Source organism: Stenotrophomonas maltophilia (assembly GCF_023518235.1).
GTDB lineage: Bacteria > Pseudomonadota > Gammaproteobacteria > Xanthomonadales > Xanthomonadaceae > Stenotrophomonas.
This window is the reverse complement of record NZ_CP090423.1, coordinates 2,723,291-2,739,566: the sequence shown is the minus strand read 5'-3', so window position 1 is coordinate 2,739,566 and position 16,276 is coordinate 2,723,291. Positions and strand designations below refer to the sequence as shown.

The following is a 16,276-nucleotide window of genomic DNA, read 5'->3' as shown; positions in this document are numbered from 1 at the left end:
GGCAAAGGCGGACTTCCCGTGGGATGGCGGGGTGGGTCCGGTTGCGGGGGACGCCGTAAATACGTCCCTGTAGGCTCGGTCGCGCCATCCATGGCGCTCACGCCCCCGCAACCGGACCCACCCCGCCTTCGACAGTTTTCCGCGATCTGTCGCCCTTTTGTAGAGCCGAGCCATGCTCGGCTTTTCGATCAATTCTCGAAATATTCGATTTCCATGGAGATTCATCCACGCATGGCGTGGATCTGCCACCGTCACCAGGAACCTGTCGGAGGTGGGGTGGTGTGGGCTGGCAGGACCGTTGGCGCCATGGATGGCGCCATCGAGCCCCCATGGAAGGGTTTACGGCGTGTCCTGCCAGCCCACACCGCCCCGCCAAACCCACAGAAAGCCCATAGCCGGCTGTTGCCGTTGCCGTTGCTTGAAGCAGGTGCAGGGCTGCAAGCCCTGCCGATACCCTCACTCCGCCGGGCAGTACGCCTTGATGGCCGCTTCCGCCAACCCCTTCTGCGCGCTGCGCTGTTCCGGGGTCAACGCGGTATCGGGCTTGCCGTCGCCATCGGTGTCGTGCATCACCTGGCCGGTGCCTTCCAGCAGGGCCAGGTTGGCGCGGGCGGTACTGCACGGCTCGGGCACCGGCGCGGCCGGAGCCTCGGCGCTGGCCGCGGCCTGGGGGCTGCGGGCCTGCTCACGGGTCTCATACTTCCTGCCCGCCGGAGGGGTCTCCGAGTACTGCGTAACGCCATTGGCGTCCTTCCACTTGTACACCGGGCCGGCCACGGCGTTGGCACTGGCCAACAGCAGCAGGCATCCAAGGCTGGACAGGGCACGCATGGCAAACTCCGCAGAATGGGCGTAGAACGCCGATTGCAGCATTGGCGCCGACGGCTGGCAAGTCGATTAAACTGGATTCCATGGACCCGATCACACCGCCGCCGCGCTCGCGCACGATTTACCTGCTGCCCAACCTGTTCACCACGGCCGGCCTGTTCGCGGGCTTCTACGCGATCATCGCTGCCGCCAACGGCGATTTCGTCAACGCCAGCATTGCGGTGTTCGTGGCCGCAGTGATGGATGGGCTGGACGGGCGCGTGGCGCGCCTGACCGGTACCAGCAGCGAGTTCGGCGTGCAGTACGACTCGCTGGCCGACCTGGTCAGCTTCGGCATGGCGCCGGCGCTGGTGATGTACCACTGGTCGCTGTCGTGGCTGAAGTTCGATGACCCGCTGCTGGGCCGCGTCGGCTGGGCGGTGGCATTCCTGTATGCCGCGTGCGCGGCCCTGCGCCTGGCCCGCTTCAACACCCAGGTGGCGGTGGTCGACAAGCGCTGGTTCGTCGGCCTGGCCAGCCCGGCCGCGGCCGGCCTGATGATGTCCTTTGTCTGGGCTTTCGCCGACGGCAATCTGGGCTGGGATGGCAATCAGCTGCGCTACGTCGCGCTGGCGGTGACCCTGGTCGCCGCGCTGCTGATGGTCAGCCGTATCCGCTTCTGGAGCTTCAAGGGCGGTGCCGCCAAGGACGGTCGTGCTGAGCGCGTGCCGTTCCTGGTGCTGGCGCTGGTGCCGGTGGCCATCGCCATCGCGGTGATCGACCTGCCGCGCGTGCTGTTCGCGGTCGGCATCCTGTACGCCCTGTCCGGCCCGGTGATGTGGGCCGTACAACGCCTGCGCAAGAAGTCCGAGGCCGCGTGAGCCAGGATCTGCCCGTGCTGTGGTCGCCGGCCCAGCAGGCCTGGCTGCAGGCCATGGGCTACGCCGTCTACCACGACGGCCAGCTGGCTGCCGAGCTGGATGCCGCGCTGCAGCTGAGCGTGGCCAACGCCGAAGCCCGCGCTGCGCCGCCGGCCGGGCCCGCCCACGTGGACGATGCGGCCCACGAACGCCATGGCGGCGCCGCACCTGCGGCGCGCCCGGAACGCCCGGCACCGCCGCGTCGCGAGCCTCCGGTCACCGCACCGGATACCGCAGCGGCCACGGCACGTCCGTTGCCCAGCGGCAACGCCCGGCAACCGGTGGTGCGCCTGCCGGACCGGCTGCAGATCGCCTTGCTGCGTGCGTCGGGCTGCAACCCGAACGACCCGGCCACCCAGGCGCTGATGGACAGCTGGCCGCTGGACCAGCTGCGCCACGATCCGGCCGCCAAGCGTGCGCTGTGGCCGCAGCTGCGTGCCCTGCGCAAGCGGGGGGCAGCATGAGTGCGGTCAGCCAGCCGGGGCCGGTGCGCCTGCGCGCGCTGCGCGAGAGCGATCTCAATGCGGTGATGGCGATCGAGCTGCGTGGCTATCCGTTTCCTTGGACCCGCGGCATCTTCATCGACTGCCTGCGCGCCGGCTATCCCGGCCTGGCGATGGAGCGCGACGGCCAGCTGATCGGCTACGGCGTGCTCAGCCTCGCCGCCGATGAGGCGCACGTGCTGAACATCTGCATCGATCCGCTGGCGCAATCGCGTGGCCTGGGCCGCCAACTGCTGCGCGCGCTGGTCCAGCTGGCCCGTGATCGGGGCGCGCAGCGGGTGTTCCTTGAGGTGCGCCCGTCGAACACGCCGGCATTGGCGCTGTACCACAGCGAAGGCTTCAACGAGATCGGCCGCCGGCCGCGCTATTACCCGGCCGCACAGGGTCGGGAGGACGCGGTGGTGATGGCCATCGAACTGGTCGGCGACGACCTGCAGGCGATGCCGCCGCTGTAACGGAGAAGGGGTGCCGGCCCGGGGGCGGCACTACTGCGCTCGCCGGGCACGGCCCGGCGCTACCGTTACGCCAACCGCAACGCCAATACGCCGCTCACGATGAGCGACGCTGCCAGCCAGCGCGCGCGCGGAATGCGTTCGCGCAGCAGGAACACCGAGATCAGCAGCGCGAACAGGATCGAGGATTCGCGCAGCGCCGAGACCATGGCCACCGGTGCCTGGGTCATGGCCCACAAGGCCATCGCATAGGAGGCCGTGGTGCCGACGCCACCGGCCAGTCCCAGCGGCCAATGCTGCCGCGCATAGTCCAGCACCGCGCCGCCGCGCGTGTACAACGCCCACAGCGGCAGCGGAATGCCCGACAGCAGGAACAGCCACAACGTGTAGCTGAGCGCGTTGCCGGACTGGCGTGCGCCCTGCGCATCGACCAGGGTGTAGGTGGCGATCATCGCGGCGGTCAGCAGCGGCAGGCGCAGTTGACCGCCGCGTGCACCCAGTGCCATGCACAGGATGCCGGTACTGACCAGCAGCACGCCCAGCCAGGCCGCAGGTGGCAGCCGTTCGCCGAGCAGGGTGCCCGCCAGCGCGACCAGGATCGGCGCACTGCCACGCATCAGCGGATAGGCCAGGCTCATGTCGACCTGCTGATAGCAGCGTGCGACCAGGCCGTAGTAGGTCACCTGCAGCAGCACCGATGCGCCCAGCCAGGGCCAGCTGTGCGCGGCGGGAAACGGCAGGAAGGGCAGGGCGGCGGACGACAGCAGCGCGGCGCTGCCGGTAACCAGCACGGTGCCGAGGAACTTGTCCGGCCCGCGCTTGACGATCGCATTCCAGCTGGCATGCAGTGCCGCCGCGGCGAGAACCAGCAGGAAGATCGAAAGAGGCATCGGGCGATGATGCCATGCGGGGGAAATGGAAACGCCGGGCATCGCCCGGCGTTTCCGATTCCGCGGTGGTAGGTGCCAACCTTGGTTGGCACGCACCAGAGGGTGGCGTTACAGCTTCGCGCGCTGCTCGCGCAGGCCGGCCAGCTGGGTGTTCCAGTCGGCCAGGCGCACACGCTCCTGCTCGACCACGGCCGGCGGCACCTTGTCGGTGAACCTGGCCAGCTTGGTCTCGCTCTTCTCCTTCTCTGCTTCGACGCGGGCGATTTCCTTGTCCAGGCGCGCACGCTCGGCATCGAGATCGACCAGGCCTTCCAGCGGCACCAGCAGCTTCAGCTCGCCGACGATCGCCGCAGCGGCCGGCGGTGCGCTTTCACCCTCGGCCAGCCACTGGATGCTGTCCAGCTTCAGCAGGAACGACAGCGAGGCATTGAAGCGTTCGATGCGCACACGGTCCAGCTCGAGGCCTGCCTGCAGGCGCAGCGGCACCAGCTTGGACGGGGCGACATTGAGTTCACTGCGCACGCGGCGCACGGCGCTGATGGCCGCCTTCAGCCACTCCACGTCGGCCTCGGCCTGGGCGAAGTCGCCGGCGAATTCGTCGGCGGTCGGGTACGGGCGCAGCGACAGCGTGGTCGCGGCCAGGCCCAGACGCGGCGCCAGCTGCTGCCACAGCTGTTCGGTGATGAACGGGGTCAGCGGATGCAGCAGGCGCAGCAGCGCTTCGAGCACGTACAGCAGGGTGTGGCGGGTGCTTTCGGCGTCGGCGGCGTCGGCACCGTTCAATGCCGGCTTGCTCAGTTCCAGGAACCAGTCGCAGAACTCGTTCCAGGCGAACTCGTACAGGCACTGCGCCAGCAGGTCGAAGCGGTAGTTGGCGTAGTGGCCCTGCGCTTCGGCCGACACCGCCGCCAGGCGCGCCAGGATCCAGCGCTCGGCGTCGGTGCGCGGCGTCGGCACGCCAGTGAATGCGGCGCCCTCGGTGTTCATCAGGGCGAAGCGGCTGGCATTCCACAGCTTGTTGCAGAAGTTCTTGTAGCCCTCGGCGCGGTTCATGTCGAACTTGATGTCGCGGCCGTGGGTGGCCAGCGCGGCGATGGTGAAGCGCAACGCATCGGCACCGTGGGCAGCGATGCCGTCCGGGAATTCCTTGCGGGTGGCCTTCTCGATCTTCTCCACCATCTTCGGCTGCATCAGGCCGCCGGTACGCTTGGCGACCAGGTCGTCGATGCTGATGCCGTCGATGATGTCCAGCGGGTCGAGCACGTTGCCCTTGCTCTTGGACATCTTCTGGCCCTGGCCGTCGCGGATCAGGCCGGTGAAGTAGACGTCCTTGAACGGGATCTTCCCGACCAGGTTGTCGGTGGCCATGATCATGCGCGCCACCCAGAAGAAGATGATGTCGAAGCCGGTGATCAGCACCGACGACGGCAGGTAACGGTCGAAGCCGCGCTCGGCCATGGCCTGTTCGTTCGGCCAGCCCAGGGTGGAGAACGGCCACAGCTGCGAGGAGAACCAGGTCTCCAGCACGTCGCTTTCCTGGTTCAGCACCACGTCGCTGCCGAGGTTGTGCTTGGCGCGCACTTCCGCTTCGCTGCGACCGACGTAGCAGCTGCCGGTGGCGGCGTCGAACCACGCCGGAATGCGGTGGCCCCACCACAGCTGGCGGCTGATGCACCAATCCTGGATGTTGTTCATCCAGTGGCGGTAGGTGTTGATCCAGTTCGGCGGCACGAAGGCGATGGTTCCGTCTTCGACCAGTTCCAGACCGCGCTTGGCCAGGTCGTCCATCTTCACGAACCACTGGTCGGTCAGGTACGGCTCGATCACCTGGCCGGTACGGTCGCCGCGCGGCACCTGCAGCTTGTGCGCGCGGGTCTCGACCAGAATGCCCAGGTCTTCCAGCTCGGCCAGCACCGCCTTGCGCGCGGCGTAGCGGTCCAGTCCCTGGAAGCGTTCGGGCGCATTTTCATTCAGCGCCGCCACCGGGGTGAACAGGTTGATCATCGGCAGGCTGTGGCGCACGCCGACTTCATAGTCGTTGAAGTCGTGCGCCGGGGTGACCTTGACCACGCCGGTGCCGAAGGCACGGTCCACGTAGTCGTCGGCGATCACCGGCACGCGGCGGCCGGTCAACGGCAGCACCACCTGCTTGCCGATCAGGTGCGCATAGCGCTCGTCTTCCGGATGCACCATCACCGCCGTATCACCCAGCAGGGTTTCCGGGCGGGTGGTGGCCACCACCAGGTAGTCGCGGGTCTCGCGCAGGGTTTCCACGCCGTCGGCATCGCGCTCGACGTGCTCGTAGCTCAGGCCGTCATCGAGCGTGTAGGCGATCGACCACAGGAAGCCGTCTTCCTCGGCGCTCTCCACTTCCAGGTCGGAAATGGCGGTCTTCAGCACCGGGTCCCAGTTGACCAGGCGCTGGCCACGGTAGATCAGGCCCTGCTCGTACCAGCGCACGAAGGCTTCGTTCACCGCGGCCGACGGCTGCGGGTCCATGGTGAAGGTGCTGCGCGACCAGTCGGCGGAGGTGCCGAGGCGGCGCATCTGGCGCTCGATGGTGTCGCCGGACTGCTGCTTCCACTCCCAGACCTTGCCGATGAAGCCTTCGCGGCCCAGCGAATCGCGGGTCTCGCCCTTGCCTTCCAGCGCCAGGTTGCGGCTGACCACCATTTCGGTGGCGATGCCGGCGTGGTCGGTACCGACCTGCCACAGCGTGTCGTAGCCACGCATGCGGTGGTAGCGCACCAGCGCATCCATCAGGGTCTGCTGGAAGGCATGGCCCATGTGCAGGGTGCCGGTCACGTTCGGCGGCGGCAGCAGGATGGTGTACGGCTCGCCCGTGCCGGACGGCTTGAAGTGGCCGGCCTTCTCCCAGGCCTCGTAGAGGTCGGTCTCGAAGGACTTCGGGTCGTAGCTGGAGGCGAGTTGGGTCATGCGGGGGAACCGGTAATCAAGGCGGAAGGGAGATCAGCGCGACCCGAGGGCGCGCCGGATCTTCTGGTCGGTGTGGTACTGGCTGACCGCATAGGCGGCCCAGATGGCGGCGGGCAGCCAGCCGATCAGGGTGATCTGCAGGATCAGGCAGACGATCCCGGCCAGCGGTCGGCCGATGGTGAAGAAGGACAGCCAGGGAAGGATCAGGGCGATCAGCAGGCGCATCAAGGGGGTCCTCGCGGGGCTTACATGTCGTGCTTGTTCAGGTCGTAGCCGGCGGCCTTGTACTGGCGCCAGCGCTCGCGCAGCGGTTCGCGCGCTTCCGGATCGGCCGGGACCACTTCCAGCACGCGCTCGCACTGGCCCAGCCAGGGCTCATCGCGCAGGTTGATCACCAGCGGGCGCGCCGGCGCATCGGTGCCGGGCACGGCGATCAGCACCAGCGCCTCTTCCTCGTCCATGTCTTCGCCGGCGATCTGGTGCGGGATGTAGGCATCGTTGTCGAACGCCCACAGCAGCTCGTCCAGTTCCTCAGCCTGGGCCTGGTCGCGGGCCAGCACCAGGGTGAACAACCCGGCGTCGTTGGCCTTGCGCGCCAGCTCGCAGACCAGGCGCAACGGCTCGGTCAGGAAGCGGGGCTTGGCGATCAGGTAGAAGTCGGCGCGGGGCATGGCAGGGTCCGGGTCAGGCAGGGGCCCGGTCGTGCCGGGCGAGGCCCTGGCCGGCGGTTGCCGGCCAGGGTCGGGTACGGCATCAGGCGCGGGCGGCCTGGTCCAGCAGCCACTGGCTCAGCAGGCCGACCGGGCGACCGGTGGCCATGCCACGCTTGCCTTCATCGCTGGCCACGCCGGCAATGTCCAGGTGGGCCCAGCGCTGGCCTTCGGCAAAGCGCGACAGGAAGCAGCCGGCGGTGATCGCACCAGCCCAGCGGCCGCCGATGTTGTAGACGTCGGCGAAGCTCGAATCCAGCATCGGCTGGTACTCGTCCCACAGCGGCAGGCGCCAGGCGCGGTCGAACACGTGCTCGCCGGCGGCCAGCAGCTCGTTGGCCAGGTCGTCGTGCTTGCTCATCAGGCCGGCGGTCTGGTGGCCGAGGGCGACCATGCAGGCACCGGTCAGGGTGGCCACGTCGACCAGGGCCTGCGGCTCGAAGCGCTGCGCGTAGGTCAGCGCGTCGCACAGGATCAGGCGGCCTTCGGCGTCGGTGTTGCCCACTTCGATGGTCTTGCCCGACATCGAGGTGATCACGTCGGACGGACGATAGGCGTTGCCATCGATGGCGTTTTCCACCGCCGGCACCACCACCACCAGGTTCAGCGGCAGCTTGGCCTTGACCGCAGCGACGAAGGTGCCGATGACGTTGGCGCCACCGCACATGTCGTATTTCATCTCTTCGATGCCGCCCTGGGTCTTCAGGTTGACGCCACCGGTATCGAAGGTGATGCCCTTGCCGACCAGCACATAGGGCTTGGCGTCGCCTGCACCGGTCCACTTCAGCACCACCAGGCGCGGGCGGTTGGCCGAACCACGGGCCACGGCCAGCAGCGAGCCCATGCCCAGCGCTTCCATCTGGTGCTCGTCGAGGATCTCGGCTTCGGCGCCGTCGTGCTCGCCGGCGAACTTCACGCCCACTTCGGCCAGGTAGGCCGGGGTGCAGTAGTTCGGCGGCAGGTTGCCCAGCTCGCGGGCGAACTCGACACCGGCGGCGATGGCCTGGCCCTGGGCCAGCGCCTGCGCGTCGTCACCGGCGATGGCCAGCTGGGTCAGACCGGCGTCGTCGGCCTTCTTCTTGCCCAGGGTGGCGGTGTAGCGGTAGGCGGCGTGATCGGCGGCGATCACCGCCTGGCGGATGGCCCAGGCCGCGTCGCGGTCCTTGATCGCCACCTCGGACAGGGTGAACAGCGCGCTGCGGGTGGCGCCGGCCTTCAGCGCGCGCACGGCGTCGCCCACGGCCTTCAGGTACTGCGGCACGCCGAAGCGGGCGGCGTCGCCCAGGCCGACCACCAGCACGCGCGCGGCGCTCACGCCCGGCAGGTCGTGCAGCAGGGTGGTGGCGCCGGTCTTGCCGGACAGGTCGCCACGCTGGGCCAGGGCGGCCAGGCGGCCACCGCTGGCGGCGTCCAGGGCCTGTGCGGCCGGAGTCAGGGTATGGTCGGCATAGGCGCCAACCACCAGGCAATCAACGGTGGCGGCGGCCGGAGCAACGTGGTTCAGGGTGAATTCGAGGGCCATTGAGCAGATTCCATTGGCGAGTCCGTACAATCGCAGGCCGTTTACGCCCAGACAGTAGACTGGGCGGCACCGCGAACGAACCCCAGAGTTTAAACCACCGCCCCATGCTGAAGCTCGACCGATACCTGCTGGGCGATTTCGTCCAGAGTTTCCTGGCTACCCTGATCGTCCTGCTGGTGGTCAGCGTGGGCGGCGTGCTGGTGGACATCCTCGGCAACATCGCCGACGGACGCCTGCCGGCCAAGCTGCTGTTCTCGCAGCTGGGCCTGCAGTTCATCGCCTACCTGCCGCTGATCCTGCCGCTGGCGCTGATGCTGGGCCTGCTGCTGGCCATCGCCCGGCTGTACCGCGACTCGGAAATGGCGGTCATCACCGCCATTGGCGTGGGCCCCAAGCGCCTGCTGCGGCCGCTGCTGATGCTGGTGGTGCCGGTGGTGCTGCTGGTCGGTGCCTGCTCGTTGTGGCTGGGGCCCTGGGCCGGGCGGGTGGCCGAGCAGATGATCATCGAGGCCAACCGCAGCGTGCTGATGGCCGGGCTGGAGCCGGGCCGCTTCACCCCGCTGCCCAATGGCGGGGTGGTCTACCTGTCCTCGATCTCGCCCGATGGCACCCAGCTTGGCAAGGTGTTCCTGCAGCGGCAGAAGGATGACCGCCTGGAAGTGGTGTCGGCCAACGGCGGCCGCATGTATTTCGAGGGCACCCGCCAGCGCTTCCTGGAGCTGGATGACGGCCACCAGGTGGAAGGGCCCGCGGCCGGTGGGCTGGACTACCGGCTGGCGACCTTCGCCCGCAACGACGTGGCCCTGCCCGATGGCGCACAGGCCCGCACCGAGGATGATCCCGAACTGATGCCGACCCTGCAGTTGATCGGAGATGCGCGGCCGCAGGCGCAGGCACAGCTGCACCGCCGCCTGGCGCCGCCGTTGATCGCGCTGGCGTTTGCCCTGCTGACCGTGCCGCTGGGCCGCAGCTCGCCGCGCCAGCAGCGCTATGGACGCATGATGCTGGCCCTGATGGCCTACATGGTGGGCACCAACCTGATGTTCATCGGCAGCGGCTGGATCGCCAACGGCAAGATCCCGGCCGCGCTCGGCCTGTGGTGGCTGACCCTGCCGCTGCTGGCGCTGGCAATCTGGATGTATGCACGTGATGGCCGCCTGGGCCGCCCGAAGGGAGCCCGCGCATGAGGCTGCGCCCGATGCGTTTCGACCTGTACCTGGGGCGTTCGGTGTTCACCACCGTGCTGCTGACCTGGGCGGTGCTGGTGGGCCTGGACGTGGTGATGGCCTTCTCCGGCGAATTCAAGGACATCGGCAAGAACGGCTACACGCTGGGCCACGCTGCGGCCTGGGTGCTGTACACCGTGCCGCGCCGTGCCTACACCTTCTTCCCGACCGCTGCGGTGATCGGCTCACTGATGGGCCTGGGCCAGCTGGCGGCGACCTCGGAGCTGACCGCGCTGCGCGCGCTGGGCCTGTCGCGCAAGCGCCTGAGCGTATCGGTGGCGATCGCCCTGTCGCTGCTGACCGCCGTGATGGTGCTCAGCGCGGAGACGCTGGGGCCGTGGGGCCAGGACCGCGCCGATGCGCTGAAGACCAGCGCCAAGTGGGGGCTGGATATCTCGACCACCCGCTATTCCGGGCTGTGGGCACGCGAAGGCGATACCTTCCTCAATGCGCAGAGCGGCGAGGAGCAGCTGGTCGGTGACAAGGGAACGCGGTTGATCCTGCGCGACGTGCGCCTGTACCGCGTCGCCGAGGACGGCCAGATCGCCTCGTTGACCCACGCCGCCACGGTTGAGCACGACAAGGATGGCTGGGTGCTGACCGGGGTGCGCCGCGATACGTTCGGCGAACGCTCGGCCACCCGCCAGGAAGTGGCACGTGAACCGTGGAACTCGAAGCTGGACCCGGCCGCGCTGGCGACCGGCATCGCCAAGCCGCGCAACCTCAGCGTGTCCGAGCTCAGCACCAGCATCGCCTACCGGCAGCGCAACGGGCTGGACGCGCGCGATTTCGAGGACGTGTACTGGAGCCGCTGGTTCTACCCGGTAAACGTGCTGGCGCTGTGCCTGGCCGCCGTGCCGTTCGCGTTCGGATCGCTGCGCAGTGGCGGCATGGGCAAGCGCCTGTTCCTGGGCATCCTGTTCGCGCTGGGCTTCTGGTTGCTGCAGCTGTTCTTCGGCCGCATGGCCGGCGCGTTGAAATTCGATTACCGCATTGCCTATGCGCTGCCGCCGATCGTGATGCTGGCGGTGTCCGGGTTGCTGTTCCGGCGCAAGTCGGGCTGATCCAGGTTGTTGTAGAGCCGAGCCCATGCTCGGCTGATGCGCTGTGAGCGAAACGCAGTCGAGCATGGCTCGGACTCTACAGATCGTGCATCACCGCTTCGGCGTGCGCACCAGGCGGGTACCGCTGGCGCGGTCGTGCCAGGTCAGGTGCTGGCGATCAAGCCACGCCCACCAGAATCCCAGCCCGCCCAGCAGCAGCGACAACGTGCCCACCGCGAAACGCAGCCACAGCTGCGCGCGCTGCAAGGGCGTGCCATCGCTTGATTCCAGCTTCAGGCGCCAGGGACGCATGCCCAGCGTCTGCCCGCCACGGCGCCAGCTGGCCGTGGCGTACCACCCGGTCACGGCCCAGCACACTGCCCACAGCAGCCACTGCCAGGCGCTGAACGGTGCGATGTTCTCGCGCTGGGCATGGCCGCTGAAGGTGTAGCCCAGGGTGAACAGCGTGCCAGCCAGCATCCACAGGGCCAGCACCGGCAACGCGTCATAGACCATCGCCAGCATGCGCCACAGCAGCAACGCACGTGGGCGGGGCATCTCGGTGGTGGCCGCAGCGGCGGCCTCGGGGGCAGGGCGGGACATGCGCCGAGCATACGCAATGCTGGCCGCATCCGCAGTCGCGCTCGTATCCTGCACGCATGGCTCTTGTTTCCACCCCCGCCGAACGCCGCCAGCTGGTGCAGCAGCTGCCGGAACTGCGCGCCGACGACAGCACGCGCATCCAGCGATTCCTCGATGCGATCTGGGCCGAGAACGGCCTGGCCCGCGCCACCCTCGACAGCTACCGGCGCGACCTGGAGGGCCTGGCGCGCTGGATGGATGGGCGCGATGGCGGGCTGGCCGGCATCGAACGTCCCGGCCTGTTCGACTACCTGGCCTGGCGTACCCGTCATGGCTGGTCGCCGCGCAGCAACGCGCGCCTGCTGTCGGCACTGCGCGCGTTCTTCGCCGACGGCGTGCGTCGTGGCGAGCGCAGCGAAGACCCCAGCGCACTGCTCGATCCGCCGAAACTGCCGCGGCTGTTGCCCAAGGCGCTGGCCGAAAGCCAGATCGACGCATTGCTGGCCGCGCCGGACATCGACGATCCGCTGGGCCTGCGTGACCGCGCCATGCTGGAACTGATGTACGCCGCCGGCCTGCGCGTGAGCGAACTGGTGCTGCTGCCGGCCACCGCCGTCAACCTGCGCCAGGGCGTGCTGCGGGTCACCGGCAAGGGCAGCAAGGAACGGTTGGTGCCGCTGGGCGAGGAATCACAGCATTGGCTGGAGCGTTACCTGCAGCAGTCTCGACCGCAGCTGGTCGGCAAGGGCAAGGTACAGGCCTTGGCGGATGGGCAGACCCCGCTGTTTGTCGAAGCGACGTTGCATGCGCTGACCCGGCAGGCGTTCTGGCACCTGGTCAAGCGATACGCGCAGATTGCCGGTATCGACCCGGTGCGGATCAGCCCGCACGGCCTGCGCCACAGCTTCGCCACCCACCTGCTCAACCGCGGCGCCGACCTGCGTGCGCTGCAGATGCTGCTGGGCCACAGTTCGCTGTCCACCACCCAGATCTACACCCTGGTGGCGCGCGAGCATCTGCAGAAGCTGCACGCCCGCCATCATCCGCGCGGCTGAGCGAGGGCCTGAACCCTGCCTTGCGCCGTGCCCGGCGTCGCGGCCCGACTGCGGTGGCTGTGTCAGAATCCGGGGTCTTCTTCTGTCGCGGACCGTTCCATGCTTCGATTTGCCATCGCCGCCGTGTTCGGTGCGCTCAGCCTGACTGCCTGTGCCCAGCCGGCCCCGCCGGCCGCCAAGGCACCCACCGCCGCACCGGCCAAGGCCAGTCCGGCCGCCAACGGTTCGGCCGACCAGGCCGTGCGTGCCGCGCTGACCGCGCTCAACCCCGGCTTCGAAGTGGACTACATCGGTGCCGCGCCGTTCCCCGGTTTCCGCGAGGTGGTGGTCTCCGGCCAGCTGCTGTACGTATCCGATGATGGCCGCTACCTGTTCCAGTCGCAGCCCTACGACACCCGTGCCAAGGGCCCGGCCAACAGCGAGGGCCTGCTGGGCTATCGCCGCAGCCTGCTGGCCAAGGCCAACCACGGTGATCGCATCGTGTTCGCCGCGCCGAACGCCAAGTACACCATCAGCGTGTTCACCGATATCGAATGCGGCTATTGCCGCAAGCTGCACCAGGACATCGCCGAACTCAACCGCAACGGCATCACCGTTGAATACCTGGCGTTCCCGCGCATGGGCCTGGGCAGCAAGGACTACACCGACATGATTTCGGTCTGGTGCGCCGCCGACCGCCGCCAGGCGCTGACCAACGCCAAGCGCGGTGGCAGCGTGCCGGCCAGGAACTGCACCAACCCGGTGGCGATGCAGTACGCACTGGGCCAGCAGCTGGGCGTGAACGGCACGCCGGCGATCTTCGCGCCCGATGGCACCCAGCTGGGTGGCTACCTGCCGCCGGCACAGCTGCGCGCGGCGCTGGAAAAGCTGTCGGCCAAGCGCTGACCGTCGCCGATCTTTTTCTGTAGCGCCGAGCCCATGCTCGGCTGCGGGAACATCAGCCGAGCATGGGCTCGGCGCTCCAGGCGGGAAGCCGGGGATGCGTGTCGCATCCCCGGCTTTTTTCCTTACTTCAGGCCATCACTGACCGCCTTGGTCAGCGTGCCCTGCGCATCGTCACCACTGAACTCCCAGACGAACGCGCCGCCCAGGCCCTGGGTCTTCACATAGCCCATCTTGCGGGTGATGTTGGCCGGGGTGTCGAAGCTCCACAGCGTGCTGCCGTTGTAGATCCAGGTGGCACCGGCGGTGTTGTCGGTGTAGCCCGGCCACGCCAGGTTCTTCAGCACCTTCCAGTCTTCGATGCCGGCCTCATACGTGCCCGGCGCGGCGCCGCTGGCGGTCTGGTACAGGCCATTGTTGGCGTTGGCCACGCCGGTCCAGCCACGCCCGTAGTAGCCGATGCCCAGGTTGAGCTTGGCGGCGGGCACGCCACGGCTGATGAAGGCCTCGATGGCGTCGTTGCTGTTGTACAGCTTCTGGTCGCCGGTGGACGGATCATTCGGCGAATCGAACAGTGCCGACTGGTGATTGGTCTTCGCATCCCACGCGCCGTGGAAGTCGTAGGTCATCACGTTGATGTAGTCCAGGTACGGGTGGTACGCGGCCGGATCGGTGACGCGGATCTTGTCGATGCCGGCACCCACCGCCACCGTCAGCAACAGGCCCGGACGCACCGCATCGAGCTGGCGGCGGAACTCGGCCATCAGCGCGGTGAAGTTGGCGTTGTCTTCCGGCTTGCCGCATTCGATGCCGCAGGCCACCGGGTATTCCCAGTCGATGTCGATGCCGTCGAACACGCCCAGCGCCGCACCGGCACCACCGGCACCGTCGGTCACCGGCAGGTTGCCCTTGATGTAGGCATCGATGCACGAGGCAACGAAGGCCTGGCGGTTTTCCGGGCGCGCCGCGCTGGAGAAGCCGCGCGACCAGGTCCAGCCACCCAGCGAGATCAGCACCTTCATGCCCGGGTACTTGGCCTTGAGCTGCTTGAGCTGATTCCAGTTGCCGCGCAACGGCTGGTCCCAGGTATCGGCGCTGCCGCTGACGCTCTCGGCGGCGCTGAACGCCTTGGTGTAGTCGGCGAAGGCATCGCCACCGGCACCGCTGTTCGGATCCGACGGCTGGGTGATGCCCACTTCGCAGCGGTTGTTGCGCACGTTGCCGAAGGCGTAGTTGATGTGGGTCAGGCGTGCGGCCGAACCGCTGCTGTCGATGTTCTTGACCCGGTAGTTGCGGCCGTAGATGCCCCACTGGGTGAAGTAGCCGATGACCCGCTTGCCGGTGGTGCCACCGTCGCCGGCCAGCGTGGTGGCGCTGATCTCGGTGCCCTGGGCCGACGCATTGCCGGCGTTGTCGCGGGCGCGCACGCGGTAGCGGTAGGTGGTCGATGCGGTCAGCCCGCCATCGACGTAGCTGGCACTGGAGGGCGAGCCGACCAGGCTGCCGTTGCGGTACACGTCATAGCCGGCCACGCCGCTGCCGCCGGTGTTGTCGGTGGACGGGCTCCAGCTGAGCGCGATGCTGTTGGCGGTCCGCGTTCCCACCGCCAGCCCACCCGGCACGCTGGGCGCGGTGGTATCGCCACCGGCGGCGTTGACGGTGATGGTGATGGTCGCGGTGCTGCTGGTGGCGTTGTTGTTGTCGGTGGCCACCGCGCGCAGGGTGTGGCTGCCGGCGCTGGCATTGGTCCAGCTGGCCGCGTACGGCGCACTGGTGGCCACGCCCAGCGTGCTGCCGTCGCGGAAGAACTCGACCTTGGCGACGCTGCCGTCGGGATCGCTGGCGTTGGCGGTCACGTTGACCGTGCTGCCGGCGCTGAAGGTGGCGCCGTTGGCCGGCGAGGTCAGGCTGACCACCGGCGGCTGGTTGGTGCCGCCGCCATCACAGGCGCCGAGGTTGGTGTAGTAGGGCGCACCGGCCGGATGGTCCGGTGGCGCGTTCCAGATGTCCTGGTTCGCCCGATAGAGGACGCCTCCTTTCTGCAGGGTATCGCCGGCCCGGTAGATCTTGGCCTGGTCCCACTGGGCCACGCCGGCACAGCTGGCAGCCTGCGCCAGTCCGGGCAGGGCAGCGGCACCGGCGGCCACGGCAAGCAGCCAGGCCAGGCGGCGGGGACGACAGTTTCGGGTCGCACGTTCGGCACTGCGCACAATCGGGTCGTACATGGGTAAGTCTCCGATCAAAGGGCGCGCGGGCCCCGATGGCGCCGCGCGTGACGCAGGTCCGGGCGTCGCCCGGGAAGGCGACGGAGGGGGCGGACGGGGTACCTGGGAGGCCGGGGAGAGAGTCCGGCGCCAGGTGGGGACAACGTTGTCATCAATTGTGTGGTCAATCCGTGAGCAAGCGCATGGTTCGAAGATTCAGGCGGAAAGAGGCGCTGCGCGCGGTCGGCGGCCATCGGCGGAGCCCCTCGTGGCTGGGGCTTTCCGCGAACAGCGGCTTTCTGGAGGTTGGCCGGGTGGGTGGGCGGCGCAGGGGGCGCCGTGAATACGTCCCTGTAGGCTCGGGCGCGCCATCCATGGCGCTTACGCCCCTTCGCAGCCCACCCACCCGACCACGGACAGGTTCCTGCGCGGCCGGCCACGGAGGACAGAGCAGAAAATCAAAAGCAAAAGCCGGTCGCTGCGCTCTTCAATGCCTGACTTCTGAAATTTCCTGGTTGCCGGCCAGCGGCCGGCACTACCGGG

At 68.4% G+C, this 16,276-nt stretch carries 15 protein-coding genes; 7 read left to right on the top strand and 8 right to left on the bottom strand.

Annotation, left to right across the window (positions count from 1 at the left end; all coding sequences use genetic code 11):
* Window positions 1-456: 456 nt before the first annotated feature.
* A complete protein-coding gene (locus LZ605_RS12875; RefSeq protein WP_107232299.1) occupies window positions 457-831 on the bottom strand; it encodes a DUF4124 domain-containing protein in 375 nt (124 codons plus the stop codon).
* Between the two features lie 80 nt (window positions 832-911).
* Between LZ605_RS12875 and pssA the strand changes: the two genes are divergently transcribed.
* The 3 genes from pssA to rimI are packed head-to-tail and all read left to right on the top strand — an operon-like array spanning window position 912 to window position 2,685.
* Window positions 912-1,688 carry a CDP-diacylglycerol--serine O-phosphatidyltransferase gene (gene pssA, locus LZ605_RS12870; protein ID WP_249841984.1) on the top strand — a complete coding sequence of 259 codons (777 nt, stop codon included), beginning with the start codon at window positions 912-914 and terminating at the stop codon, window positions 1,686-1,688.
* On the top strand, window positions 1,685-2,191 hold the full coding sequence (locus tag LZ605_RS12865; protein WP_249841983.1) for a DNA polymerase III subunit psi: 507 nt from the start codon (window positions 1,685-1,687) through the stop codon (window positions 2,189-2,191). The genes pssA and LZ605_RS12865 overlap by 4 nt, the downstream gene beginning before the upstream one ends.
* Window positions 2,188-2,685 (top strand): ribosomal protein S18-alanine N-acetyltransferase, encoded by a 498-nt coding sequence (gene rimI / locus LZ605_RS12860; protein WP_107232268.1) that lies wholly within the window; start codon window positions 2,188-2,190, stop codon window positions 2,683-2,685. Before LZ605_RS12865 ends, rimI begins: the two co-directional genes overlap by 4 nt.
* Window positions 2,686-2,750: 65 nt before the next feature.
* Here the strand turns inward: rimI and LZ605_RS12855 are convergent, their stop codons facing one another.
* The 5 genes from LZ605_RS12855 to LZ605_RS12835 all read right to left on the bottom strand — a co-directional run bounded on the left by LZ605_RS12855 (window position 2,751) and on the right by LZ605_RS12835 (window position 8,741).
* Window positions 2,751-3,572 carry an EamA family transporter gene (locus tag LZ605_RS12855; protein ID WP_249841982.1) on the bottom strand — a complete coding sequence of 274 codons (822 nt, stop codon included), beginning with the start codon at window positions 3,570-3,572 and terminating at the stop codon, window positions 2,751-2,753.
* Between the two features lie 108 nt (window positions 3,573-3,680).
* Window positions 3,681-6,509, bottom strand: a complete 2,829-nt coding sequence (locus LZ605_RS12850; protein WP_249841981.1) for a valine--tRNA ligase — start codon at window positions 6,507-6,509, stop codon at window positions 3,681-3,683.
* Between the two features lie 33 nt (window positions 6,510-6,542).
* Window positions 6,543-6,734 (bottom strand): YqaE/Pmp3 family membrane protein, encoded by a 192-nt coding sequence (locus LZ605_RS12845; protein ID WP_014035920.1) that lies wholly within the window; start codon window positions 6,732-6,734, stop codon window positions 6,543-6,545.
* 20 nt (window positions 6,735-6,754) lie between these two features.
* Window positions 6,755-7,180 carry a DNA polymerase III subunit chi gene (locus tag LZ605_RS12840; protein WP_014645876.1) on the bottom strand — a complete coding sequence of 142 codons (426 nt, stop codon included), beginning with the start codon at window positions 7,178-7,180 and terminating at the stop codon, window positions 6,755-6,757.
* A gap of 82 nt (window positions 7,181-7,262) precedes the next feature.
* Window positions 7,263-8,741, bottom strand: a complete 1,479-nt coding sequence (locus LZ605_RS12835; protein ID WP_249841980.1) for a leucyl aminopeptidase — start codon at window positions 8,739-8,741, stop codon at window positions 7,263-7,265.
* A 104-nt stretch (window positions 8,742-8,845) separates the two neighbouring features.
* Between LZ605_RS12835 and lptF the strand changes: the two genes are divergently transcribed.
* Both lptF and lptG read left to right on the top strand, forming a co-directional pair.
* Window positions 8,846-9,928: an LPS export ABC transporter permease LptF gene (gene lptF / locus LZ605_RS12830; protein ID WP_249841979.1), complete on the top strand. Its 1,083-nt coding sequence runs from the start codon at window positions 8,846-8,848 to the stop codon at window positions 9,926-9,928.
* Window positions 9,925-11,031 (top strand): LPS export ABC transporter permease LptG, encoded by a 1,107-nt coding sequence (gene lptG / locus LZ605_RS12825; protein ID WP_107232273.1) that lies wholly within the window; start codon window positions 9,925-9,927, stop codon window positions 11,029-11,031. Before lptF ends, lptG begins: the two co-directional genes overlap by 4 nt.
* Window positions 11,032-11,121: 90 nt before the next feature.
* On the opposite strand, the gene LZ605_RS12820 is transcribed toward lptG, so the two are convergent.
* Window positions 11,122-11,613 carry an RDD family protein gene (locus LZ605_RS12820; RefSeq protein WP_249841978.1) on the bottom strand — a complete coding sequence of 164 codons (492 nt, stop codon included), beginning with the start codon at window positions 11,611-11,613 and terminating at the stop codon, window positions 11,122-11,124.
* Between the two features lie 56 nt (window positions 11,614-11,669).
* Here LZ605_RS12820 and xerD point away from each other — a divergent pair, with 56 nt between their 5' ends.
* Together xerD and LZ605_RS12810 are read left to right on the top strand one after the other, a co-directional pair.
* Window positions 11,670-12,647: a site-specific tyrosine recombinase XerD gene (xerD, locus tag LZ605_RS12815; protein WP_249841977.1), complete on the top strand. Its 978-nt coding sequence runs from the start codon at window positions 11,670-11,672 to the stop codon at window positions 12,645-12,647.
* A gap of 99 nt (window positions 12,648-12,746) precedes the next feature.
* Window positions 12,747-13,532: a DsbC family protein gene (locus tag LZ605_RS12810; protein WP_249841976.1), complete on the top strand. Its 786-nt coding sequence runs from the start codon at window positions 12,747-12,749 to the stop codon at window positions 13,530-13,532.
* A 122-nt stretch (window positions 13,533-13,654) separates the two neighbouring features.
* On the opposite strand, the gene LZ605_RS12805 is transcribed toward LZ605_RS12810, so the two are convergent.
* On the bottom strand, window positions 13,655-15,754 hold the full coding sequence (locus LZ605_RS12805; RefSeq protein ID WP_249841975.1) for a glycosyl hydrolase family 18 protein: 2,100 nt from the start codon (window positions 15,752-15,754) through the stop codon (window positions 13,655-13,657).
* Between the last annotated feature and the right edge of the window lie 522 nt (window positions 15,755-16,276).

What these genes read in the sequence shown, in the direction of transcription:
- LZ605_RS12875 (WP_107232299.1), bottom strand. Translation starts at nt 831, where the DNA reads ATGCGTGCCCTGTCCAGCCTTGGATGCCTGCTGCTGTTGGCCAGTGCC.
- pssA (WP_249841984.1), top strand. Translation starts at nt 912, where the DNA reads ATGGACCCGATCACACCGCCGCCGCGCTCGCGCACGATTTACCTGCTG.
- rimI (WP_107232268.1), top strand. Translation starts at nt 2,188, where the DNA reads ATGAGTGCGGTCAGCCAGCCGGGGCCGGTGCGCCTGCGCGCGCTGCGC.
- LZ605_RS12855 (WP_249841982.1), bottom strand. Translation starts at nt 3,572, where the DNA reads ATGCCTCTTTCGATCTTCCTGCTGGTTCTCGCCGCGGCGGCACTGCAT.
- LZ605_RS12850 (WP_249841981.1), bottom strand. Translation starts at nt 6,509, where the DNA reads ATGACCCAACTCGCCTCCAGCTACGACCCGAAGTCCTTCGAGACCGAC.
- LZ605_RS12845 (WP_014035920.1), bottom strand. Translation starts at nt 6,734, where the DNA reads ATGCGCCTGCTGATCGCCCTGATCCTTCCCTGGCTGTCCTTCTTCACC.
- LZ605_RS12840 (WP_014645876.1), bottom strand. Translation starts at nt 7,180, where the DNA reads ATGCCCCGCGCCGACTTCTACCTGATCGCCAAGCCCCGCTTCCTGACC.
- LZ605_RS12835 (WP_249841980.1), bottom strand. Translation starts at nt 8,741, where the DNA reads ATGGCCCTCGAATTCACCCTGAACCACGTTGCTCCGGCCGCCGCCACC.
- lptF (WP_249841979.1), top strand. Translation starts at nt 8,846, where the DNA reads ATGCTGAAGCTCGACCGATACCTGCTGGGCGATTTCGTCCAGAGTTTC.
- lptG (WP_107232273.1), top strand. Translation starts at nt 9,925, where the DNA reads ATGAGGCTGCGCCCGATGCGTTTCGACCTGTACCTGGGGCGTTCGGTG.
- LZ605_RS12820 (WP_249841978.1), bottom strand. Translation starts at nt 11,613, where the DNA reads ATGTCCCGCCCTGCCCCCGAGGCCGCCGCTGCGGCCACCACCGAGATG.
- xerD (WP_249841977.1), top strand. Translation starts at nt 11,670, where the DNA reads ATGGCTCTTGTTTCCACCCCCGCCGAACGCCGCCAGCTGGTGCAGCAG.
- LZ605_RS12810 (WP_249841976.1), top strand. Translation starts at nt 12,747, where the DNA reads ATGCTTCGATTTGCCATCGCCGCCGTGTTCGGTGCGCTCAGCCTGACT.
- LZ605_RS12805 (WP_249841975.1), bottom strand. Translation starts at nt 15,754, where the DNA reads ATGTACGACCCGATTGTGCGCAGTGCCGAACGTGCGACCCGAAACTGT.